The organism is Pseudarthrobacter sp. rb (genome assembly GCF_056389225.1).
This window is the reverse complement of record NZ_JBWJAR010000009.1, coordinates 31,335-52,914: the sequence shown is the minus strand read 5'-3', so window position 1 is coordinate 52,914 and position 21,580 is coordinate 31,335. Positions and strand designations below refer to the sequence as shown.

Below are 21,580 nucleotides of genomic sequence, written 5' to 3'. Positions count from 1 at the left end.
CAGGTGGCGAAGCTCCTGGTTTCCGCCCCGCAGCTCTCAGTTCAGCGGACGTGTGCCTTCTGGAAGCTGGCCACCGGCGAGAAGTTCGGCAGCTGTGTCAGCCAGGGCAGTCAGCGCCACCCGCTGGGTCCAGGGACCGTACGAAATGCGGGCCACGCCCAGTTCCTGCAGCTTCGCCGGAGGCAGGGACCCGGGCACGTTAATGACCGAGACCTTGTTCCAGCCGATGCCTTCCACCAGGGCCGTGACCGTGGGCTCGTCCAAAAGGCCCGGGACGAAGACCGTGGTGGCACCGACGTCCAGGAAGGCCTTGCCGCGTGCGATGGCATCCGCAAGAACGTCTTCAGGGTCCCGGTCCTTGCCCTTGAGGAAGGCGTCGGTCCGCGCGTTCAGGACGAAGTCAATTCCCTCTGCAGCGCCGGCATGCACAACGGCTGCCATCTGGTTCACCGCGTCCTCGAGCGGGCGCATCTGGTCCTCGATATTGGCGCCAACAATTCCGACTCCGATGGCCTTGCGGGTTGTCTCCCCAGGGTTCCCGTAGCCGGACTCAAGGTCAGCGCTGACCGGCAGGTGGGTGGCGGCCGCGATGCGGCCCACAAAGCTGATCATCTCGTCGACGGGAATGTTCTCGCCGTCCTCGTAGCCCAGCGTGGCGGCGATCGAGTGGCTTGCCGTTGCCAGGGCAGTGGTTCCCGGGATGTCCGTGATGACTTTGGCTGTGATGGCATCCCACACGTTGACCACTTGGAGGATCTCAGGGGCCTGGTGGAGGCGGAGAAGTTCGGAGGCTTTTGCGCTGCTGTTTTCGGTCATGGGTGAAGCCTAACGGACAGTCTTTGGACACTCTGCGGTGTGGTGGTTGGGGTGGCGGGGGTGGTTTGAAGTAGTGGTTTTGTTGGGGTTTTTGGGTGGGGTCGATGTGGGGTGGGGGGACGAAGGCGGGTGTGCCGGGGGTGGTGGTGATAGTCCATTGTTCTTTGTGGATGACGTGGTGGTGGTGGCTGCAGAGCAGGACGCCGTTGTTGGTGGTGGTGGGTCCGCCGTGGGACCAGTAGGTGATGTGGTGGGCTTCGCACCAGGGTGCGGGGATGGTGCAGTTGGGGAAGGCGCAGCCTTGGTCGCGGGTGATGAGGGCGGTGCGTTGGGCGGAGGTGAAGAGGCGGGTTTTGCGTCCGAGGTCGAGGATTTCGCCCGCGGTGCCCAGGAGGGCGGGGATGATGTCGGCGTCGCAGGCGATTTGCGGAGGGTGGCGGCGGGGACGGGTCCGGTGAAGGCGAAGGTCCCGGTCCCTGTTTCCACGCTGTGGTCTTTTCCTGCCAAGGTGGCGGACGTGACGGGGTTGGTGGGGAAGAGGTCTTGGTAGTTGATAGTGGCAATGATTTGGGGTCGATTGCCGCCGGTTATGGGCAGGGTGTTGGTGGCGAGGGCGGTTTTGGCGGCGGTGATGAGGCCGTCGAGTTGTTTCTGGGCGCGGGTGCGCCGGTCCAGGTTGGGAAGCGCGGTGTGCTCGCTTGCGCCGTGTTCTGTTGTGTTGTTCGCCGCCGGGGTCTCGGAACTGCCTGGCCGGCCTGGATTGCCTGAACTGCCTCGGCTGTCTGGACTCGTTGCTGTGCCGGCGGTGGTGCGTGGGTTGGTGGCGGTATTCATGACGGTGAGGAGGTGTTCGTATTGGTCGGTGGTGGCGAAGATTTCGAGGTGGTGAAGGCCGTGGCGGGGTTTGCGGATGAAGGCGCCTTGGGTGTGGCGGAGGGCTTCTTCGGTGGGTTCGGAGCCGTCGGCGTCGATGGTGTCCGTCCAGCGTTGGGCCAGGCGGGTGAGGAAGTCAGGGTCGGTGGTGGTGGCGGCTGTGGTGAGGTGGTGTTCGATCGTGTCCAGGGTCTCTGCCGTGGTGTGGTGCTGGAGGCGGTCCAGGGTGGCGGCGATGATGGTCGCGGCGTGCGAGGACACGGCCGGGCCCTGAGCCGACCCGGGCCAGGTGCCGGCCTCGGTGATGGATTCGGAGTTGGCGGGGGTATCAGTGCCGGCGGGTGTGAGGGCGGCGGCGAGGTGGGGCCGGGTTGGTGGGAGTGGTTCGCCGGTGAGGCTGGTGGCTGGGAGGACCTGGTGGGCGAGGGTGAGGCGGCGGCGGGCTTCGCGGATGGGGATCCGCAGGCGCAGGCGGAGGAACTCTGCGGTGTTCCGGCACCCGTCTTCGGCCGGTGACACCACCGGGCGGCCTGGACGCGTGGGCGGGTTGGGCCAGGTCGCGTCGGTCTCAACCATGGCGGCGGACCGGTCAGCACCATTCGTGGGGGAGGTGTTCAGGGTTTCGACACCGTTGGTGTCCCACCGGCTGGTCCACTCCCCGGACCCGTTGGCGCGGGCCGTGGCTGCGGCGTCGGTGATGGCCTGGGCGCGGGTCCGGTCCACCGCCGCGGCGCTCAGGAGTTGCAGGTACTCCACCCTCCGGGCGAGGTCCTCGGCGCGGGCGGCGAACTCGGCGGCTTCGAGGTAGGAGGCAGACGCCAGCACGTCCGGGGCGGCCAGGGCAGCGACTGCCAACTGTGAGGCCAGCTCATTCAATACATCCGGCTGACCGGGTCCGGCGGCTGATGGCTGTGGAGGCTCCTCCGCACCGGGGACCGCGTGAAGGTGGGCCGGGTGCGGCAGCCCACTGCCGGCGTCGTACGCTTTCCCGCCGTACACCACACCAAGATGCTCCCCAATGGCCTCCATAACCTCACTCTGCCAGCCACCACCGACAATGAAGACCCCCCAAAACCCCTATGTGGAAAACGCGGGCGGCGGACCTCAGCCGGCGGCGGCGGTGGACCCGGCACGGGCCGCTGAGGGTCCCTTCTGCCACGGCCAGCGCCCGGTGATTTCCAGCTCCAGGGAAAAGCTGAGGAACGTCCTGATCAGCACGATGATGGCCAGCACCCCGACGCTGGCGAACGTGGGCGTGACGGCAACGGTGCGGATGATGTCGGCAGCGACGAGCAGTTCCAGGCCCAGCAGAATGGATCTGCCCAGCAGCTGCCGGTAGGAGCGGTAAAAACTCAGCTTTTCAGCACTTGGCGGAAGCTGCCGGGGCTGATGACCACGGATCGCCAGCGGGAGGGAGACCACCGCGCCGATCACCATCACGGCAACTCCGGCGAAGTCGACCAGCTGCCCAACCGTCTCAATAATCTGCCGAAATTCCATGCCCTGCCTCAACTAAGGCCAAGGCCCGCCCAGCGGGCCCTGGCAGTGGTCAGGGGACGGCGGACTCAGTCACGGATGGCGGACGCCGTTCCCCGCTATAACGTCCCTGTACCCTTCCCGGAACGTCGGAAACGTGAAGGAAAATCCAGCGCTGCGGAGGAGATCGTTACGGCAGCGCTTGTTGCCCCCGCGGGCAGGTCCTGCGTCACCCACCTTGGGTTCAGGGAAGCCGAGTTCAGCTGCCAGGAATCGCAACACCGCGCCGAGGTCGGCCGGCTCGTTGTCCACGCCGATGTATACGGGGCCCGGTACAGCTGCCATCCCGGCAAGATGCACGATGGCAGCCGCGGCGTCGTCGCGGTGGATCCGGTTGGTGTAGCGCACGTCTTCATGGATCACGGCAGAGCCCGTCTTCACCTGGTCAATCAGGCGCGTCCGTCCCGGCCCGTAGATGCCTCCCAGCCTGAGCGAGACGCCGGCTGTACGGGTCCCCGAGAGCCTGGCCTGCAGGAGCCCCTCGGCTTCCAACAACACCCGGCCGGAAAACCCGCCCGGCTCCGCTGCGGTGGACTCATCCACCCAGCCGCCACCCGCGTCCCCGTAAACGGCAGTGGAGGACACAAAGATGATCCGCTCAGGCGACACCTGGTCACGCTCCAGGGCATCAAGGACGTTTTCCACGCCGCGTACATACGCAGCGCGGTATGCCTCCTCGGCAGGGGAGTCAGCAGCAACAGCGATGACGACGGCGGTGGTGTCCGCGGGGACGGGCGGCAGGTCTTTCGATCCCAGGTCAGCCGCGGCACCTTCGATCGCCGCCGGCAGTTTCGCGGGGGAGCGGCGCCAGCCCACAACCCGGTGGCCCAGGGCAGCAAACCGCAGCCCAGCCTCGGTGCCCAGGTCCCCGCACCCCGCCAACAGAACCGTCATGGCCTACGGTGCCTCCACCGGGAAGAACACGCGGGGATCCTGCAGCAGGGCAGGGTACGCGAATGCCGAACGGTCAATGATCTCCATGACTTCGAAGTTCCTGCCGAAACGGCCGTCATCGAGGGTAAGGGGGCGCCCAACCACCTGTCCTACGGCGAACTTGGCCCCATTCTCGAACGGAACAGCAACCGGCGTTTTTCCCGGAAGGGTCCGGAAGGCCTCCTCCTGCGCCAGGCGCTTACGGGTGGGCTTCTTCATCTGCGGCCTGGGCGGCGCCTTCTTGGGGGCCCTGGAAGGCCGGCGGGACCCGTCCTCCACGTACACGGGAGAGTAGCCGTCGCCCCCGGCCGCCGCGGCGGCTGCAGCATTCCGGTTCACGGGTGGAAGCGCCACGGTGGTCAGGGACTGGGGGTCGACGTCGTCGTGCGGCTCCCGCAGGATCCACAGAATGTCCCCTTCCGGCTCCTGCGGCAGGAACTCGTGCCGCGGCTCCGGCCAGACGTAGTCCATATCCGGGATCGCATCCGGGAAAACGCGGGAGTAAAACTTGGGTTCCTTGTGCACCAGCTTGGAACGGTGGCTCAAATGGAAGTCAGGGTCCCCGAGCCACGGCGGCATCACAATTTTGGCGGCGTAGTCAGGGTGGGCTGCCTGCGGCGCGAACTCCGCGATGTTCGCGCGGGTGTTGTCCGGGTGGCCGCGCTCGATCCATTCGTCCGCCATGGCCAGGCCATACATGGTGAGGGCGGGTACGTGGCCCATCCACATCCGGATTGCCGGATGGGTCTGCCAGCCGTACTCCGGAATCACCAGGGCACGAAGGGTTTGCAGCGCTTCAACCCGCTGCTTGCCCAGCCGTGCGGTGTCCAGGGCTTTGGCGCTTTCGCGGAAGTCAGGGTACGGGAGGAAGGTTTGCATCTATTCAGTCTGACGGCATGCGCCGGATGTTCCAATTACAGTGCGCAGGACCACGTGAGGCAATGCAACGTGTCCAAATAATGGACACCTACATACGGCTTTCAGCTGAAACCACTAAGATCACCGCAACCACCCCCGCGTTTTGGAAGCTCTCTCATGACATCTACACCTGACAAAGCCGTCGACCACGCCCGCACCGCGTTGCCCCGCTACGGGCAGATGCTGGGCCCGGAAGCCCAGGGAATCCTGGTTCTGGACGAGTTCACAATCGATCCCGCCGCCGCGCGCAAGGATCAGCACCGGTTCCGCGATGGCATGGCTGCCGTCGCCCGGACGGTCCGTCGCATCGCCGCCCTCCGGGTGGTCATCGCGCTCGTGGCCATTGGAAACCTGCCACTGTTCCTGCTCTCCAGCGGCTGGTGGATCTATGGCGTCTCGCTGACCCTCGTGGTTGCAGTGCACGCCGCCGTAACACTGCTCAACCGGCACGAGCCGCGGCTCAAGCAACGCTCCGCGCTGGAACTGCACATGCACCGGGAACGCAGCGCCAACTACCGGCAGCTGCGCGACGCCGTGAAGTACATGATCGACACCCCCAGCCGGATGAACGAGCACCTCTACCTGGAGCTGCTGGCCGTCAAACGGGTTGCCCTGAATCTTGCACATGGCACCGTCGCCCTGCTGGACACCAGCGACGAGTCCGCGTGGAAGGTGCGGATCGTTCGCGAGCTCCCCGCCAGCTGACAGTCCGGTCCCTGCCGCCCAGGGCGGCAGGGGCTGACTGATTAAAGTACGACGCCGGCACATCCCTTATGGGGGTGTGCCGGCGTCGTTCTTTGGTCAACGGAATTTGTCTATCGCCGACCTGTCTGTGGCGCCTGTGAAAGGCGCGGCGGCCGCAGCCGCTGGTGGAACGTCCCCAGGTGTTAGGCGGGGAGCTGGATGACCTGTCCCTCGAACACGAGGTTCGGATCCGAAATGGTGTCCAGGTTTGCGTCGGCAAGGTGCTGCCAGCCGCCTTGGATGCCGAGCTTCTGGGCCACGATGCTCAAGGTGTCCCCGGCCTGCAGGGTGTAGGTCTCGCCGCTGAGGGGAACCGAGGTTGCATGCCGCGGTGCAGGTGCCTGCTTGACCTGAGCGCTCTGGACCGGCGCGCTCTGAAGCTGGGTGCTCTGCACGGGGGCACTCTGTACGGGGGCGCTCTGGACCGGTGCTCCGCCGCCGCCGCTCAGTCCGAGTTCCGACGAGCAGGACGGCCAGGCGCCCCAGCCCTGGGATGCCTGGACCCGCTCGGCTACAGCGATCTGCTGTTCCCGGCTGGCGTTCTCCGGGGAGCCGGTTCCGCCATAGGCTGACCAGGTGCTGGAGGTGAACTGCAGGCCGCCGGAAAAGCCGTTGCCCGTGTTGGTGGACCAGTTCCCGCCGCTCTCGCACTGCGCGAGTGCATCCCAGGTGGACGTGGGGGTCGCTGCGTTGGCCGCCGTGGCTGAGAGGGCCAAACCTGCCGCGGAGACGGCGGCCAGGGTGACTCCGCGGCGTGCGGCAGTACGGAATTTGGTGTTTTTCATGATGGTGATGCTCCTGAAGGCCACCAGCGCTGGTTCCGTCCCCGGAGATCGTCGCGCCACTGCCCGCCCCTGACGAATAGAGGTCACTATCGGTGGCTGCCGCTGGGCAGTTCTGGTGAAGGCAGCACCGGGCAATCAAGAAGCCCGCCGAACGGGCATGCATTTCACGCTAAGACATCGTTTGGGTGTTATCAAATCGAGATTCCAGCGGGCGTGTTGAGTGTGGGCCACGGCACGCGCCACGTGTGGGACCCATCCGCTTCCAGAGGCCCGGGCAGGCGCGAAACGGGACGGGGCACTATCCTGACCGGATGGACAACTTTCCCGGCGGCAGCACCATGCCCGAAACCGAAACGGACTTCGCGGAACCTGCGGTCCCTGCCAAGCCCCTCCCGGTGGCCGAACTGCACCTGCACATTGAGGGCACGCTGCAGCCCGAGCTCATCTTCGCCCTGGCCGAACGCAACGGCATTGCGCTGCCGTATTCGGGCCTGGACGAACTGCGCGAAAAGTACGAGTTCACGGACCTGCAGTCCTTCCTGGACCTCTACTACGCCAACATGGCCGTGCTGCGCACCGAGCAGGACTTCGCGGACATGACCCGGGCATACTTGGAGCGGGCTGCTGCCGCCGGCGTCCGGCACGCGGAAATCATGATGGACCCGCAGGCGCACGTATCCCGCGGGATTCCCCTGGATGCGTGCGTCCAAGGTGTGGCCTCGGTGCTTGCCACGTCGGAGGAGGACTACGGCATCTCCACCATGCTGATCGCTGCGTTCCTGCGTGACCTCCCGGAGGACTCCGCCCTCGAAGTCCTGGACCAGCTGCTGGCCATGAACGCTCCGATCGGCGCCATCGGCCTGGACTCCGCCGAGGTGGGCAACCCGCCTTCCAAGTTCGAGCGGCTGTACGGGAAGGCGCGTGAAGCGGGCCTGCGGCTGACCGCCCACGCAGGGGAGGAGGGCCCGGCCTCGTACATTATCGAAGCCCTGGACGTCCTGGGCGTGGAACGGATTGACCACGGCATCCGCTGCATGGACGATCCCGACCTGGTGGAGCGCCTCGTGGACGCACGCATTCCCCTGACGGTCTGCCCCCTGTCCAACGTCCGGCTCCGCGCCGTGGACACCCTCGCCGACCATCCCTTGCCCGCCATGCTGGCGGCCGGCCTGAACGTCTCGGTCAATTCCGACGACCCTGCGTACTTCGGCGGGTACGTGGATGACAACTTTGCGCAGCTCACCGCGGTGTTCGACCTCTCCGATTTCGACAAGGCGCGCCTGGCGGCGAACTCCATCCACTCGTCCTTCGCGTCGGAGGAGCGGAAGGCGGAACTCCTGGCGGAATTGAACGGCAGGGAAGTGTCTGACTGACCCCTGCTGTGTCGGGCGCAACAGCGGTGCTTTTTGCCCGGTAAACTAGGTGCCGCAGGCGTGTCCGGGGAGTGCAGGGCGGCACCCATGCCAGCGCTTCCAGGGTTATGCAGACAGCCCTTACCCGAGACCTCCGCCTCACTTGCGGCACCATCCGCTTCACAGTCGGTCACGACACGCAGAGTTAACCAATTAAAGTCGCGCGATTTAATGGGCAGTTGGCAAGATGCCTAAGACCGATCGCTTTTATATAAGGGGAATCATGGCCAAGTCCACCGCAGAAAACACCTACCTTCGACTCAAGACCGTCCTGGATGTCCTGACCGAAGGCGTGTGGTCCGGCGATGCACTGAATGCGGGCCAGGTCCTGGCGGAGGCAACCGCCCGGGTGCCGTTCAACGACCATGAGGCCGAACTCCTCAGCGGCGGCATCCCGCGCGGCCACAAGACCCTCACCTCGGCCACCGCCAAGCTGGTGAAGGCCGGCTGGCTGATCAAGGGCCGCACCGGCTGGACCATCACCGAGGACGGCATGCGCGCCACGGTCGCCTTCCCGGATGCTGACTCCTTCGCGGCCGCGCTCGACGCCGGTACTCCCGTCCCTGCCGACACCCCGGTCCCCACGGCTCCCGAAGGCTTTGTCCGTCCCGTCTCCGCCGCCGCCGCCACACTTGAGGTTCCGGCCAAGACGGAAGCTCCGAAGAAGACCGCCAAAAAGGCCCCGGCCAAGAAGGCAGCCTCCGTTGTGGGCAAGGCAGCCAAGGCGATCGAAGACGCCGTCGAGCCCGTGGTGGCAGCCGTCCGCAAGGGCAAGACTCCCGCGAAGGACAAGGCCGCTGCTGCACCTGCTGCCGATGTTGCTTCCGAACCGTTGGAGGGTCCGGACGTCGAAACCCTGCCGCAGCCCGAAGCCGTGGCCCTGGCCGGCGACTTCAACACCATCCTGGGTGCACCCGAGAACTGGGCGCCGCAGTATGACGAAGCACAGATGGAGTTCGACTTCCTGGACCAGCTGTGGAAGAAGAGCGCCGAGCTTCCCGCCGGCTTTTACACGTTCAAGATCGCCCTTAACCGCTCGTGGACTGAGAACTACGGCGCTTTCGGCACCTTCGACGGACCCAACCACGAGCTGCACCACGCCGGCGGCACGGTGACCATCCGTTACAACCACGCCACCCGCGACATCACCATCAACTAGCCCTTACGCAGCCTCCCATCGGGTCGCAGTACCGTCTCCCGGGTTGAGGGACGCGGGTACTGCGACCCGATCGGGGCGGGCAGCTAGGTATGGAGAAGGAGCACCATGGGCAGGCACGCAGGCTCAGCGCACGATTCAGCGCGGGGCGGTTCGGCCCAGGACGCTGTCCGGCTGGACGCCCGGGTGTTCGGGACGGTCCAGGGTGTGGGCTTCCGCTACTGGACCATGGGCACCGCGGAGGAACTTGGATTGTCCGGCGAGGTGAGCAACCTCGACGACGGGTCGGTGTCGGTGATTGCCGAAGGCGCCGAACCGCAGGTCCGGAAACTGCTGGACTGGCTCAAGTCGGACCGGACCCCTGGGCGGGTGGAGCGGGTTGAGTCCGGCTTTTCAGCTGCCCAGGGGACCTTTGGGGGATTCCGGGCGCGCTGACGGCACCCGTTTCTGTGCGGTTACTCCCGGGGGCTTAGGCCGATGAAGGCGCCAAGTTCCTCCAGCGCCGCGGGCTTGTGGGGCATGTAGCTGGTGAGCTCGGGGGAGCGGATGATCACGGCACGCCATTGTCCGCGGGACACGGCCACGTTGATCCGGTTCCGGTTGAGCAGGAATTCCGCGCCGCGCGGGGCCTCGGACACCGCCGAGCACGCCATGGAGACCAGCACCACCGGAGCTTCCTGGCCCTGGAATTTGTCTACGGTTCCTACCCGCACCTCCGGCAGACCGGCCTCTGCCAAATGCTTACGGATTAGATGGACCTGGGCGTTATAGGCAGCAACCACCAGCAGGTCCTGCTGCCCGAGGGGGCGGGCTTCGTTCTCCGGGTCGCAGGTCCACTTCAGGCCGAGATGGCGGCGGGCCTGGCGAACCACTTCCACTGCCTCCTCCCTTGACGCTGTGGTGTTGCCCGCGTGGTTGACCAGGACCGTCTCCACGCCCGGGGCCAGCTGCTCCAGTTCGCGGAGGGACGCGGCAGGAGCGGAACGCAGCTTTCCTTCATAGCTGAGGTTGGACACCGCCCGGCACAGCTCCGGATGCATCCGCCATGTATCTGCCAGGAAGTACCCAAGGCTGTCGGGCAGGGTAGCGTGGCCGGCGGCAAGCCAGCCGAGAGCGGATTCATCCACAGGTTCGGGGTGCGTGCCCTGTGTAACCTGCGGGAGCTGCTGCGGGTCGCCCAGCAGGAGCAGCCGGTTGGCTGCCCCAGAGACCGCCAGGGTGTTGGCCAGCGAGAACTGGCCTGCCTCGTCAATGACCAGAAGATCCAGTGACCCTGCCGGGACTTCCTTTCCCGTCACGGTCCATGCCGTGCCTCCGACCAGGCATCCGCCCGGCGACGCGAGCAGCCGGGCCACATCGCCTTCTGACGTTTGGCTCCAGGGAACCTGGTGTGGGGCGGCCAATTTCTTGGCCACCAGCTGCGGATCCACTCCACCGGTTTCTATGGCCCGGCACAGCAGGTTTTCCACCACGTTGTGGGACTGGCCCACCACCCCGATCTTCCACCCCTGGGCTACCAGCCTGCCGATCACATGGGCACCAACGAAAGTCTTGCCTGTCCCCGGCGGCCCTTGGACGGCCAGGTAGGAATGGTCCAGGTCCTGCAGCGACCCGGTGATCGCCCGTGCATAGTCAGCGGCGCCGTCTTTACCAGGCAGCACTTCGGCTGGTCCTTGCCGGGAGCGGAACCGCGGCGGCAGTTTCCGCAGGATGTCCAGGCCCGGCTGCGCGGGGAGGGACGGCACGGAGGAGCCAACAGCCTGGGCTATCGCCGCGATGGCGGCTTCAATACTGGCGGTGGCGAGGGGCTGGTCCTCGGTGAGGGCCACCGGCAGGTGCGGGTAGGCGCGGACCTTTCCGGTCTCCCGCTCCGCAACGGTGATCAGGTGCTCCGGGCTGTCCGGCGCCGCTTCCAGCTCACTGATCCTGGTCCCGAACGTGAATGCCCGGGCACCGGTTGCGGCCGGAGGATCGGTCATGCCATCGGGTCCAGGCGCGTCATACAGGCGGCACCAGCTGGAGTCGGGACGGAAATCTGAGCCCTCGGTCATGGTTCCGCGCAGCTTCAGGACCCGCGTGCGCATCCGTTCCCGGGGCTTTGCCAGGGCCCAGTCAGACACAACTTCCGCCGAGGACACCACGAACACGTTCCGTTGGTCGGACCAGTTGTCCAGCGGTGCCTCGACCCGGTCGAAGTGCTGCCACCAGAACTGCTTGCGCTCGCGGCGGTGGTATCCGGTGGCGGCAGCAACCATGGCGATGGCGCGCTCGTCGTCGGTCCAGGGGCGGTTGTCCGGCAGGCCTGCAAGGTACTCCCGCAGCCTGGTTTCCTCAGGCGACTCCTCGGCGCGGGCTGCACCGTCACCGGCAGTTCCTGTGTCAGCCGGTGACAGGACGTGCCCGGGCAGAGTGGCCTGTCCGCCCGCAGCATCCACCGCTTCCACTGCGTCATGGCCCGGCTCTCCGGTGACACCGGTTTTCTGGCCCAGCTGAAGCAACCAGTCCCGGAGCCGGAGGGTGGAGAGGCAGTCGTACTGGTTGTAGTCCGAGATCGAGGCCAGGATGGCGTCGGCATCCTCCTGCCGCCCGTCATCGCGGGCGGCGCAGTAAGCGGCGTAGGCAACCACGGAGGCCCCGGCGTCCTTGACTTCCCCGGACCTGAGGTTGTCCCCCATGTAAAGCGGTTCCAGCTTCTTGATGGAATAGGATGCTTCCGAAACCCGGATGGAGTGCCGGACCGTGGCGTACAAGTCCACCAGCAGCCCCTGCCGGAGCCAGTCGTCCACCGTGTCCTCACCGGCCTGATGCGCCAGGGACAGTTTCCGCAGCGCCGTTTTTTCGTACGCGGCGTAGTGGTAGACGTGCATGTCCGGGTACACGGCGCGGCGTTTCTCGACGTAATCCAGGAAGTCGAGGAAGGCGCGGCGCTCACCGGAGCGGGAATGGGCCCAGAACGGCCGGAACACCGGGTCCCCGGGGGCGCCCGGCACCGGGGCCTCTATGACACCAAACAGGTATTCGATGCCCCAGGCGCCGGTGGCGGGATCCTGCCAGAGCGGATCGCCCTCGAAGTCAAAGAAGATGTCGCCGGCGCTGGCGGCAGGTAGCGAGCCGATCGTATGGTCCGGAAGGACGCTGAACGACACTGTTTGCGGCTGTCCATCCTTGATGAACGTCCGGGAACCTGCAGTCCGGTCCAGGCCAAGTTGCATCCGTGCCTGGGCGCGGAGCCGGACCACCGAGTTCCTGGCCTCGTCGGCAGGCATGGCTGCAAGTTCGTCGATGGTGGTGATGCCGGCCGCGTGCAGCTTCCGCCGTTGGACCACGGACATGCCCGCCACCATCAGGAGGTCCCTGTGAAGCTGCACCTGCTCGGCGCAGTAGTCGCAGCGGCCGCAGTGGGCGACGCCGGGCTGTTGCCACTGCACTGCGCCGTCACCGGCGCGGTGGCTGGCTGTGAGGTGGCGGAAGCGCCGGCGTCGTTCCCGGAAGACGGGCAGGAGGTCCGGCAGGGAATGGCTGCTCCTGAGCCAGTCATCGCCTACCCGCGTTCCAAGTACCAGCGTGACAACCGGTGAGGGCTCCAGGCCCATTCCCAGGAGCTGGTCGCCGTAGGCGGCAAGCTGCAGCAGGGCCCCGACTTTGGCATGGCGGGCAAGTTTGGTGTCCCACACCTCGTAGCGGCCGGGTTTGCCGGTCCCGGCGGCCTCGTTGACCAGGAAGTCGGCGTAGCCCAGGAACTCGCCGTCGAAGAACGTCGCCTGAAAGACCACATCTGCCCCGGAGCGGAGGGCGAGTTCGGTTTCCGCGTGCTTTGCCTGCAGCTCGGCGCGCAGGGTCCGGCCACGGTCAAGGGAATAGACCCCTGCGCCGCGGCTGGCGTCCCATTCGCCGTACTTGGCCACCAGGCTGGCAAGCACGGTCCGCTCATGCTGGTCGCCCAACTCGCCGGCGCGTTTTTGCATCTCGTCAGCGGGAAACTCTGCCTTGGCGGTGCGGCCCAGCTTTTCGTCCAGGATGCGGAGCGTGCGGTACTCACATTCGCTGGCTGCCACCAGGTCGCTGGCCGAGAAGACCAGGTCCGGCGGCGTGCCGGGTCCGGCGTCATGGCCGGCAGCGTCGAGCAGAAACACGGGGCCTCCCCAACTGTTCGCGGGCCGGAGGACGGTTCCCCTGGCCTTGAATCAAACGTAGCAAGAGGGGCTGACAAACACTCCGGCAGGCCCTCATGATGGCCCCGGGCAGGACTTTTTTCAGGCCCCGTACCCAGCTGCCGGCGTCAGCCCTCGTTGGCGGCAGCCCGCACCTGGGCTTTGTCGTGCTGGTCATGGGCGGTCCGGATCAGGTCCAGGAACTCGGTCTCATTGCGGATCAGCCGCTTGTACTTCTCGGGGAGCTTGCGGATCTGGTCCTCCTCACGGACCATCCTGGCAAAGATCTTGTCCCGCTCCGCCATGTCCGTCTCGTAGTTGAGGTCCACGTACTCGGTGGCATGCCGCCTTGCCCCCGAGACCGCGTTCTTGGCCTTGCCCTTGGGGCTGAAGACAGACGCCAGGATGGTTACCACGAGCACCCCGAGGATCACGGTGAGTGACAGGCCGGTGCTGACCTCCACCACGTTGACGTGCTCGCCGTCGTTGATGAACGGCAGGGTGTTCTCGTGCAGGGCATGCAGGATGAGCTTCACGCCGATGAAGCCAAGGATGACCGCCAGGCCGTAGGAGAGGAAGATCAGCCGGTCCAGGAGGCCGTCGATCAGGAAGAACAGCTGCCGCAGGCCCATCAGCGAGAACGCGGTGGCTGTGAAAACGACGAAGACGTTCTGGGTCAGGCCGAAGATGGCCGGGATCGAGTCCAGGGCGAACAGGATGTCCGTGCCGCCAATGGCCACCATGACCAGCAGCATCGGGGTCAGGACCCGCTTGCCGTTCTCCACTGTGAAGAGTTTGTCGCCGTCGTAATGTTCGGAGGCAGGCAGCAGTTTCTTGGCAAGCCGGACCACCAGCCCGTCGGAGTCGTCATCGTGGTCGTCCGGCTTGAGCAGGTTTCCGGCCGTGACCAGCAGGATGAGCCCGAAGATGTAGAACACCCAGGCAAAGCTGTTGATCAGTGCCGCGCCCAGGAAGATGAACGCCGTACGCGCGATCAGGGAGAACACGATGCCGAACAACAGCACCTTCTGCTGGTCCGCTCGGGGCACCTTGAAGCTGGCCATGATGATCAGGAAGACGAAGAGGTTGTCCACCGACAACGCCTTTTCCGTGACGTAGCCGGCAAAGTATTCGGTGCCCATGTCGGCGCCCCCGAACAGCAGCACAACCAGGCCGAACACCACCGCGATGGTCACATAGATGGCGGACCACGTGGCCGATTCCTTGAGGGAGGGGGTGTGGGCCTTGCGGACGTGGAAGAAGAAATCGAAGGCCAGCAGCCCGATGATTCCCGCAATGGTCAGGGTCCAGACATACGCAGGTACTTCCACGCGCGGGGCCTTTCGTCGGAGGGTCCTCCCAGCCTACCTAAGCGGGCTTCAGGAGTTGATGCTCCACCACGGCCGCCCGCGACAGCGTCTTGTACCCCTCCTGCTCAAAGAGCACCGTGATGACATCATCCTCGTGCCGCATCACCAGGCCGGGGCCCCATTCCTTGTGGACCACCGTGGACTGCAGCGGGAATGGCTCGTCGGCCGCGGGAGCCGGGACCCCGCCGTCGGACGCCTTCTTGCCGCGGTCCTTCTTCCCCGACTGCTTCCGGCCCTCCCGCGCGCCGTCCTGCCGTGCCCCGTCTTCCTGCGCACCGGGAGCGGCCGCGCACCCGTCGCAGTTTCCGCAGGGCTCCGGAAGGTCCTCGCCAAAGTAGCCCAGCAGGAATTGCCGGCGGCAGCCGTCAGTTTCCGCGTAGGCGCGCATCATGGTGAGCCGGGATTGGTCCACGCGCTGGCGGGCCCCGGCCAGTTCGACGGCGTCGGCCACCAGCGCGGGCAGCTTTGCCTTGGATGTCAGCCGGACTCCCCGTTTGCCGGCACTGACCGCGCCTGTCTCCTCCAGCTGGTTCAGAAGCCCCGTAATGCGCCGGGCCTTGAAACCCGTCAACTCAGCAAGGGAGGACCTTGGGGTGGGGGCATGGGCCGCCTTGAGGACCTTTAGTACCTCAAGGAGCGAATCGGGATCAGGGGAGTGGGTGCCGAAGAATTTCCGCAGGCCCAGGTCCTCCGAGCGGTAGTGCAGGATGGCGGATGCCGGTTTGCCGTCCCTGCCTGCCCGTCCGATTTCCTGGTAGTAGGAGTCCAGCGATTCGGGGATGTCGGCGTGGACCACGAAACGGACGTTGGGCTTGTCGATGCCCATGCCGAACGCGGTGGTGGCCACCACCACGTCCAGTTTGTCGTCCATGAACATCTCGTGGATGTGTTCCCTGTCCCTGGCGGAACGGCCTGCGTGGTATGCCTCCGCCCGCAGCCCCTCCTTGGCCAGCTTGGCCGCGTATTTTTCCGTGTCCTTGCGGGTGGCAGCGTAAAGGAGTCCCTGCCCGCTTCGTGCCAGGTCCGCTACCTGCTCAAGCACGGCCTTGCGCTTGCCCGTGTCTTCGTGGTGCCGGACCACGTCAAGGGTGATGTTGGGCCGGTCGAAACCATGCACCAGCACCAGGGGCTTCTCCATGCCGAGCCGCTCCACGATTTCGTCCCGGACCGGCGGGGAGGCCGTGGCCGTCAGGGCAGCCACGGGTGGGTTGCCCAATTGAGCGCGGACATTTCCCAGCGCGAGGTAGTCCGGTCGGAAGTCGTGCCCCCACGAGGAGACGCAGTGTGCCTCGTCCACCACGAACAGCGTGATGTTTAGGGCTTTGATCCGGTCCACGGTTGACTGCTTGGCCAGCTGTTCCGGAGCGAGGAACAGGAACACTGCCGTGCCCTCCTCGGCGGCCTGCCAGGAAGCCTCCACGTCGGCGTCGCTGTGCGAGGAGTTGATGGCCACCGCGGCGCCCGGTCCGAGGACCTGGGACAGGCCGTCCAGCTGGTCCTCCTGCAGGGCAATCAGCGGAGAAACTACGACGGCGGGACGTCCCGTTGCCTTGTGCAGGAGCAGGGCTGCCACCTGGTAAATGGCGGATTTGCCGTAGCCAGTGGGCATGACGGCCAGGACGTCGCGGCCCCCGGTAAGGGCGGCCATGCCGGCCAGTTGGCCGTCCCGCAGGTCCGGAAGGTTGAAGGGTGATGCAGCAAGCGCCCGAAGGGCAGATTCGTCGGACATGAAAAGGGGCTCCGCACAGAAGAAACCTGCGGCCGCTTGCTTCAGCCGTGAAAACCACCCTACGCCAGCCCCGCCCCGTCGTCGTAAACTCCGGGGCCTATGTGGAAAAGCGCCGGGCTGGAGCGCCGCGTGCCAGACGCCGGTGCTCCAGCCCGTGCGGGTGCCGCGTTACGTGTCGATGGTGGACATGTTGGGGTACCGGGCGCCGGCAGTGGACCCCGCCGGTGCCAGCTGGTCCAGCAGCTGAAGCTCGTCCCGGGACAGCTCCACGTCCACGGCGCCCAGGTTCTCCCGCAGCCGTTGCCGCTTCTTGGTCCCCGGGATCGGGACAATATGCTCACCCTGCGCCAGCAGCCAGGCCAGGGCCAACTGGCCGGGAGTGCATTGTTTCCGGTCCGCCAACTCCTTGACCCGGTCTACGAGTTCAAGGTTCCGCGTGAAGTTCTCCCCCTGGAAGCGGGGGGAGTGCTTGCGGAAGTCGTCCTCCGCGAAGTCATCCGCGCTGCGGATCTGCCCGGTGAGGAAGCCGCGGCCCAGGGGGCTGTACGGCACAAAACCGATGCCCAGCTCCGCGAGCACGGGAAACACCTTGGTCTCGGGCTCCCGCTCCCACAGCGAGTACTCCGTCTGCAGCGCAGTGATGGGATGGACGGCGTGGGCCCGCCGGATGGTCTCGGCGGATGCTTCGGACAGGCCTAGGTGCCGGACCTTCCCGGCCTGGACCAGTTCCGCCATGGCCCCCACGGTGTCCTCGATGGGCACAGTCTTATCCACCCGGTGCTGGTAGTAGAGGTCGATGTGGTCCACTCCCAGCCGCTGGAGGCTGGCGTCGCATGCGGCCCGGACGTATTCGGGCCGGCCGTTGATGCCCACCCAGGAACCGTCCTCGCGGCGTTCGTTGCCGAACTTGGTGGCGAGCACAACGTCCCCGCGGCGGCCGGAGATGGCCCGTCCCACGAGTTTTTCGTTCGTAAAGGGCCCGTACATGTCTGCCGTGTCCAGCAGCGATCCGCCGGAGTCCAGGAATTCGTGGATGGTGGCAACCGACTCCTGCTCGTCGCCGCCGCCGTAGAACTCGCTCATGCCCATGCAGCCAAGGCCAAGGGCGGAAACTGTCAGTTGTCCAATGCTGCGGGTTTTCATGCCGTTCTCCTCAACGGTAGAACTTGCCTGGGAACCGGCCATCCTGCGTCCGTGTCCGGACTGCGGGGCCGGTCGGTACAGCGTACGCCGTGGTTGGCACTTCCCCACGGGAAGCCTCCGGTAAACAAGGGGCTTCCACCCCTAGACCCTTCTCATGGCCGTGCCTAGACTGATCGAATCCCCACCCGGGAACCGGTACCTGACCATGCCAAACATCAGGATGCACAAACCGGCCAGGGCTGTTACCCGCACGGGATGTCCCACCTAACCAGATCATGGCCGTCCCACCGGACGCCTGACTATAGGAGCGCTAGATGACAGGGAACAAAGCCGTTGCCTACAAAGAAGCGGGCAAGGTCGAAGTAATTGACATTGATTACCCAACGTTTGAGCTCAAGGACGGGCCAGGGGTCAACCCCGCGAACGTCGGGCGGCCGGTCAACCACGGGGTCATTCTGAAGACGGTGGCCACCAACATTTGCGGATCCGACCAGCACATGGTCCGCGGCCGCACCACAGCTCCGCCCAACCTGGTGCTGGGCCACGAGATCACCGGCGAAGTGGTGGAAGTGGGCCGGGACGTGGAGTTCATCAAGGTGGGCGACCTCTGTTCGGTGCCGTTCAACATTGCCTGCGGCCGCTGCCGGAACTGCAAGGAGCGCAAGACCGGTATCTGCCTCAACGTCAATCCCGCCCGGCCAGGCGCTGCCTACGGATACGTGGATATGGGCGGCTGGGTGGGCGGCCAGGCCAACTATGTCCTGGTGCCCTACGCCGACTGGAACCTGCTGAAGTTCCCGGACAAGGACCGGGCCATGGAGAAGATTATGGACCTGGCCATGCTCTCGGACATCTTCCCCACCGGGTTTCATGGCGCCACCACAGCCGGCGTCGGCGTCGGCTCGACCGTGTACATTGCAGGGGCCGGTCCGGTGGGCCTCGCAGCGGCGACCAGCGCACATCTGCTGGGTGCCGCCGTCGTCATTGTTGGCGACATGAACGAAGACCGGCTGGAGCGGGCGCGCAGCTTCGGCTGTGAAACCGTGAACCTGACCCAGGGTGAGCCGAAGGACCAGATCGAGCAGATCCTGGGCATTCCGGAGGTTGACTGCGCCGTTGACGCGGTCGGCTTCGAAGCCCGCGGCCACGGCAAGGGAGCACAGGAAGCGCCCGCAACCGTGCTGAACACCTTGATGGACATCACCGCCGCGGGCGGTGCCCTGGGTATCCCCGGTCTGTACGTGACGGGCGATCCGGGCGGCATTGACGAGGCAGCCAAGAAGGGGTCCCTGAGCCTTAGCCTTGGCACCGGCTGGGCAAAGTCGTTGAGCTTCACCACCGGCCAGTGCCCCGTGATGAAGTACAACCGTCAGCTGATGATGGCCATCCTGAATGACAAGGTCAACATCGCCAAGAACGTCAACGCCAAGGCAATCCCGTTGGAGGAGGCACCCAAGGGCTACGCGGAGTTCGACGCCGGCGCAGCCACCAAGTACGTCCTGAACCCGAACGGCTATCTGAGCTGACACGGCGGCGGGCGGGGATGTTGCCAAGGAACCCTCACTTGCGGAAATAAGAGCGGACCGGGCCGGGTTAGGCTTTGCACGGTCAGCACACACCCGCAACTGAAGGAGTTCCCTTGAGCGACATCACCGTCCGCCACACCCCTGGGCGCGAACGCTTCGAGATTCTTGATGCCGGCAATGTCATCGGCAAGGCGGCGTACAAGGAGTACGACGGCGGGGAGTCGCCGCAGCGGATCTTCTACCACACGGTCATCAACGAGGAATACGGCGGGCAGGGCCTGGCCGGCCGCCTGGCCACGGCCGCCCTGGACAGCACGGTGGAGGACGGCATCGGCATCGTCCCGGTGTGCCCGTTCATCAAGAAGTTCCTTGCCAAGAACCCCGAATACCTGGGCAGCGTGGTGGCCGTTGCCCCGGCGCACCTGGAATTCCTGGAGACCGCGATCGCTGCCCGCACCCGCGGCTGACTTTCGGCAACCATAGGCTTGCCCGGGCGTCACCATCCCGTGGACAGCCCACTTGGCGCTGGCAGCCTTAGTGGCTGAACCGCTCCCGGGCCGTTCGGGCGGATGTGCCGAGGGCGGCGCCGATAACCTCCCAGGAGTCTCCGTTCGCGCGGGCGGCCCGGACGGCGGCGTCCAGCTCGGCCTCCGCCTTTTCGGCAACCGTCCGGGCAGCGGTGATCCGGCGGAAGTCCGCGGCGTCCCTGTCAACTTGGGGTGCCGGGGTCAGGCGAAGGAGTGTCCCATCCACCCGCAGCGGCGCGGCTAGATGCTCCACGTGCAGGACGTAACCTTCTTCGGGCCCGCGCTGAACATAGAGGGTGAGGACAGTCTTTCCGTCGCCATCAGCAAAGTCCACTTTCCCGTAGCTCTCACGCGGGCCAACGGGCCATGGGCGCGGCCTCAACCGCCCTGCAGCTTCGTACTGCGTCGGTTCGTGGACGTCCTCTCCGACGCGGGAGTAGGGTGCTTGTGCTTCACGCGGGGTCATACCGGCCGTTCTCCTTATCGTTGGCACTACGCCCTGGCGCGTCGGGGCGCCGCCAGGGCTCTCAACGAGGGCGCAATGCTGTTTCGCGTTCAGTTCCCCCGATCCACACGATCACTCTGTTTTCGCAGCGGCGTGAGGGCACCACTCTCGTTCAGGTACCAGTACATGTCACGGATGGTTGAAGCGCACGAGTACCGGGTACTCGAAACTGTCCGCCAAGAGGCCGGCCACCATGCAGGTGGACTCGGCCAACAAGACCCACTTTCCGATGGGGGCAAAACCGTCTTCGAACCGGATATTCCCTGGCGTGGCCGGTATTCGGGCCGCGCGGGGTAATTCGCGCGCCGGCAGCAGTTTTGCGCGTCGGCGGGACGGCCCGGCGGAACACCCGGCAAGCCTTCAGGAAGCTCCCAACCTCCGGTGATTTAATCAGCACTTGTCAGCGCGGCTCAACGCCGCGCTGACGTTGTTTTGTGATTGCCGAGGCGGGACAGGAGCCCTTGTATGTCCATGCACCCCGTGGTGCCCAAACCAGGCCGCGACGCTCCGCCGCCGGCACCGGGCAAGCCGTCTTCAGGCAAGGCACGGGGCAACAGAAGGCTGGTGATCCTGGCCCTTGCCGTGGTGCTGGTCATCGTCGGCACCATCACCCTGGCCGTGGTCCGGTCCGAGCCGCCGACGGGGGCAGCGGTTCCCACCGAGCCGGCGGTGCCGGCGGCACCGGTGGCGGCAGCCCCGCCGTCGTTGCAGGACAGCGTGGACAGCATCCTTAGCGAAGCCGACGAATACCGGATCGGGCTGGCGCTCGCCGACGTGTCCGGGGGCGCCGAGCGGACGTTCGGCGATGAAAGCACCTTTACCGCGGCCAGCACGGCGAAGATCCTGACCGCCGCCGCCTACTACCACCTCGTGGAGAACGGGCAGGCAAGCCTTGACGAACCCATGGGCGACTACGACGCAGCGTTCCAGCTCAAAGCCATGGTCAACAACAGCAACAACGATTCGTGGCTGTTGCTCATGGACGCGGTAGGCCACCCGCAGCTGACCGCCTACGCGGCCTCCATCGGCGTCGCGTACGACCCCGATCAGAACCTGCTGACCGCCGCGGACATGGCCCTGATCCTGAAGAAGCTGTACGCGGGGGAGCTCCTGGACAAGGACAACACGGAGCAGCTGCTGAGCTACATGCAGGACACCAACAACGAGGACCTCATTCCTGCCGGGTCGCGATCCGGCGTGGACGTGCACCACAAGTACGGGGAAGTGTCCGGGGAACTGCACGACGCTGCGCTCCTGAGTTACCGCGGGTCGACGTTCGCGCTGGTGATCTATACGGAGAACCCGGAGGGCGTGCCGGATGACGGACAGGCAGAGGTGATCCGGGACCTTACCCGGGCAGTCGAGGACGCGCTGTTCCCGGTGGGACTGACGGGCAAGTAGCGAACTCCACACCACGCCGGGATCCGCCCAAGTCGTCCCCGGCGGCACGTTTGGG

At 65.8% G+C, this 21,580-nt stretch carries 18 protein-coding genes and 1 pseudogene; 7 read left to right on the top strand and 12 right to left on the bottom strand.

Annotation, left to right across the window (positions count from 1 at the left end; all coding sequences use genetic code 11):
• Nucleotides 1-36 precede the first annotated feature (36 nt).
• From ACWRN3_RS13550 to ACWRN3_RS13525, 6 genes and pseudogenes are all read right to left on the bottom strand, one after another.
• A complete protein-coding gene (locus tag ACWRN3_RS13550) occupies nt 37-816 on the bottom strand; it encodes an isocitrate lyase/PEP mutase family protein (RefSeq protein ID WP_476740941.1) in 780 nt (259 codons plus the stop codon).
• A complete protein-coding gene (locus ACWRN3_RS13545; RefSeq protein ID WP_476741019.1) occupies nt 758-1,063 on the bottom strand; it encodes an HNH endonuclease in 306 nt (101 codons plus the stop codon). Before ACWRN3_RS13545 ends, ACWRN3_RS13550 begins: the two co-directional genes overlap by 59 nt.
• Nucleotides 1,064-1,413: 350 nt before the next feature.
• Nucleotides 1,414-2,265 (bottom strand): annotated as a pseudogene (locus tag ACWRN3_RS13540) (DUF222 domain-containing protein); the annotation flags it as partial.
• Between the two features lie 528 nt (nt 2,266-2,793).
• On the bottom strand, nt 2,794-3,189 hold the full coding sequence (locus ACWRN3_RS13535) for a DUF1622 domain-containing protein (RefSeq protein WP_324644309.1): 396 nt from the start codon (nt 3,187-3,189) through the stop codon (nt 2,794-2,796).
• A gap of 69 nt (nt 3,190-3,258) precedes the next feature.
• A complete protein-coding gene (locus ACWRN3_RS13530) occupies nt 3,259-4,119 on the bottom strand; it encodes an SDR family oxidoreductase (protein WP_476740940.1) in 861 nt (286 codons plus the stop codon).
• A 3-nt stretch (nt 4,120-4,122) separates the two neighbouring features.
• The gene (locus tag ACWRN3_RS13525; protein ID WP_255174591.1) at nt 4,123-5,037 is read right to left on the bottom strand and encodes an MSMEG_6728 family protein; all 915 of its coding nucleotides are present in this window, start codon (nt 5,035-5,037) and stop codon (nt 4,123-4,125) included.
• 156 nt (nt 5,038-5,193) lie between these two features.
• Between ACWRN3_RS13525 and ACWRN3_RS13520 the strand changes: the two genes are divergently transcribed.
• On the top strand, nt 5,194-5,781 hold the full coding sequence (locus ACWRN3_RS13520; protein ID WP_255174592.1) for a hypothetical protein: 588 nt from the start codon (nt 5,194-5,196) through the stop codon (nt 5,779-5,781).
• Between the two features lie 182 nt (nt 5,782-5,963).
• Here the strand turns inward: ACWRN3_RS13520 and ACWRN3_RS13515 are convergent, their stop codons facing one another.
• Complete coding sequence (locus ACWRN3_RS13515) at nt 5,964-6,605, bottom strand: transglycosylase family protein (protein WP_476740939.1); 642 nt, start codon at nt 6,603-6,605, stop codon at nt 5,964-5,966.
• Nucleotides 6,606-6,916: 311 nt separating this feature from the next.
• Between ACWRN3_RS13515 and ACWRN3_RS13510 the strand changes: the two genes are divergently transcribed.
• The 3 genes from ACWRN3_RS13510 to ACWRN3_RS13500 all read left to right on the top strand — a co-directional run bounded on the left by ACWRN3_RS13510 (nt 6,917) and on the right by ACWRN3_RS13500 (nt 9,608).
• Entirely contained in the window at nt 6,917-7,978 is a 1,062-nt protein-coding gene (locus ACWRN3_RS13510) for an adenosine deaminase (RefSeq protein WP_476740938.1), read from the top strand.
• A 262-nt stretch (nt 7,979-8,240) separates the two neighbouring features.
• The gene (locus ACWRN3_RS13505) at nt 8,241-9,176 is read left to right on the top strand and encodes a pullulanase X25 domain-containing protein (protein ID WP_255174594.1); all 936 of its coding nucleotides are present in this window, start codon (nt 8,241-8,243) and stop codon (nt 9,174-9,176) included.
• Between the two features lie 105 nt (nt 9,177-9,281).
• Nucleotides 9,282-9,608 carry an acylphosphatase gene (locus ACWRN3_RS13500; RefSeq protein ID WP_476740937.1) on the top strand — a complete coding sequence of 109 codons (327 nt, stop codon included), beginning with the start codon at nt 9,282-9,284 and terminating at the stop codon, nt 9,606-9,608.
• 20 nt (nt 9,609-9,628) lie between these two features.
• Here ACWRN3_RS13500 and ACWRN3_RS13495 read toward each other — a convergent pair whose 3' ends face one another.
• The 4 genes from ACWRN3_RS13495 to ACWRN3_RS13480 form a co-directional block, all read right to left on the bottom strand.
• Nucleotides 9,629-13,306, bottom strand: coding sequence for a TM0106 family RecB-like putative nuclease (locus ACWRN3_RS13495; protein WP_476740936.1), 3,678 nt, complete (start codon nt 13,304-13,306; stop codon nt 9,629-9,631).
• A gap of 146 nt (nt 13,307-13,452) precedes the next feature.
• Nucleotides 13,453-14,655 carry a TerC family protein gene (locus ACWRN3_RS13490; RefSeq protein WP_476740935.1) on the bottom strand — a complete coding sequence of 401 codons (1,203 nt, stop codon included), beginning with the start codon at nt 14,653-14,655 and terminating at the stop codon, nt 13,453-13,455.
• Nucleotides 14,656-14,692: 37 nt separating this feature from the next.
• Nucleotides 14,693-16,423: a RecQ family ATP-dependent DNA helicase gene (locus ACWRN3_RS13485; RefSeq protein ID WP_476740934.1), complete on the bottom strand. Its 1,731-nt coding sequence runs from the start codon at nt 16,421-16,423 to the stop codon at nt 14,693-14,695.
• Nucleotides 16,424-16,591: 168 nt separating this feature from the next.
• Entirely contained in the window at nt 16,592-17,566 is a 975-nt protein-coding gene (locus ACWRN3_RS13480) for an aldo/keto reductase (protein ID WP_476740933.1), read from the bottom strand.
• Between the two features lie 314 nt (nt 17,567-17,880).
• Between ACWRN3_RS13480 and fdhA the strand changes: the two genes are divergently transcribed.
• Entirely contained in the window at nt 17,881-19,092 is a 1,212-nt protein-coding gene (fdhA, locus tag ACWRN3_RS13475) for a formaldehyde dehydrogenase, glutathione-independent (protein ID WP_255174599.1), read from the top strand.
• A gap of 113 nt (nt 19,093-19,205) precedes the next feature.
• Nucleotides 19,206-19,559 carry a GNAT family N-acetyltransferase gene (locus ACWRN3_RS13470; protein WP_476740932.1) on the top strand — a complete coding sequence of 118 codons (354 nt, stop codon included), beginning with the start codon at nt 19,206-19,208 and terminating at the stop codon, nt 19,557-19,559.
• 67 nt (nt 19,560-19,626) lie between these two features.
• Here ACWRN3_RS13470 and ACWRN3_RS13465 read toward each other — a convergent pair whose 3' ends face one another.
• Complete coding sequence (locus ACWRN3_RS13465) at nt 19,627-20,085, bottom strand: hypothetical protein (RefSeq protein WP_476740931.1); 459 nt, start codon at nt 20,083-20,085, stop codon at nt 19,627-19,629.
• Between the two features lie 504 nt (nt 20,086-20,589).
• Here ACWRN3_RS13465 and ACWRN3_RS13460 point away from each other — a divergent pair.
• Nucleotides 20,590-21,525, top strand: coding sequence for a serine hydrolase (locus ACWRN3_RS13460; protein ID WP_476740930.1), 936 nt, complete (start codon nt 20,590-20,592; stop codon nt 21,523-21,525).
• The last annotated feature ends 55 nt before the right edge of the window (nt 21,526-21,580 follow it).

What these genes read in the sequence shown, in the direction of transcription:
- ACWRN3_RS13485 (WP_476740934.1), bottom strand. Translation starts at nt 16,423, where the DNA reads ATGTCCGACGAATCTGCCCTTCGGGCGCTTGCTGCATCACCCTTCAAC.
- ACWRN3_RS13530 (WP_476740940.1), bottom strand. Translation starts at nt 4,119, where the DNA reads ATGACGGTTCTGTTGGCGGGGTGCGGGGACCTGGGCACCGAGGCTGGG.
- ACWRN3_RS13500 (WP_476740937.1), top strand. Translation starts at nt 9,282, where the DNA reads ATGGGCAGGCACGCAGGCTCAGCGCACGATTCAGCGCGGGGCGGTTCG.
- ACWRN3_RS13480 (WP_476740933.1), bottom strand. Translation starts at nt 17,566, where the DNA reads ATGAAAACCCGCAGCATTGGACAACTGACAGTTTCCGCCCTTGGCCTT.
- ACWRN3_RS13505 (WP_255174594.1), top strand. Translation starts at nt 8,241, where the DNA reads ATGGCCAAGTCCACCGCAGAAAACACCTACCTTCGACTCAAGACCGTC.
- fdhA (WP_255174599.1), top strand. Translation starts at nt 17,881, where the DNA reads ATGACAGGGAACAAAGCCGTTGCCTACAAAGAAGCGGGCAAGGTCGAA.
- ACWRN3_RS13525 (WP_255174591.1), bottom strand. Translation starts at nt 5,037, where the DNA reads ATGCAAACCTTCCTCCCGTACCCTGACTTCCGCGAAAGCGCCAAAGCC.
- ACWRN3_RS13550 (WP_476740941.1), bottom strand. Translation starts at nt 816, where the DNA reads ATGACCGAAAACAGCAGCGCAAAAGCCTCCGAACTTCTCCGCCTCCAC.
- ACWRN3_RS13510 (WP_476740938.1), top strand. Translation starts at nt 6,917, where the DNA reads ATGGACAACTTTCCCGGCGGCAGCACCATGCCCGAAACCGAAACGGAC.
- ACWRN3_RS13460 (WP_476740930.1), top strand. Translation starts at nt 20,590, where the DNA reads ATGTCCATGCACCCCGTGGTGCCCAAACCAGGCCGCGACGCTCCGCCG.
- ACWRN3_RS13515 (WP_476740939.1), bottom strand. Translation starts at nt 6,605, where the DNA reads ATGAAAAACACCAAATTCCGTACTGCCGCACGCCGCGGAGTCACCCTG.
- ACWRN3_RS13520 (WP_255174592.1), top strand. Translation starts at nt 5,194, where the DNA reads ATGACATCTACACCTGACAAAGCCGTCGACCACGCCCGCACCGCGTTG.
- ACWRN3_RS13465 (WP_476740931.1), bottom strand. Translation starts at nt 20,085, where the DNA reads ATGACCCCGCGTGAAGCACAAGCACCCTACTCCCGCGTCGGAGAGGAC.
- ACWRN3_RS13535 (WP_324644309.1), bottom strand. Translation starts at nt 3,189, where the DNA reads ATGGAATTTCGGCAGATTATTGAGACGGTTGGGCAGCTGGTCGACTTC.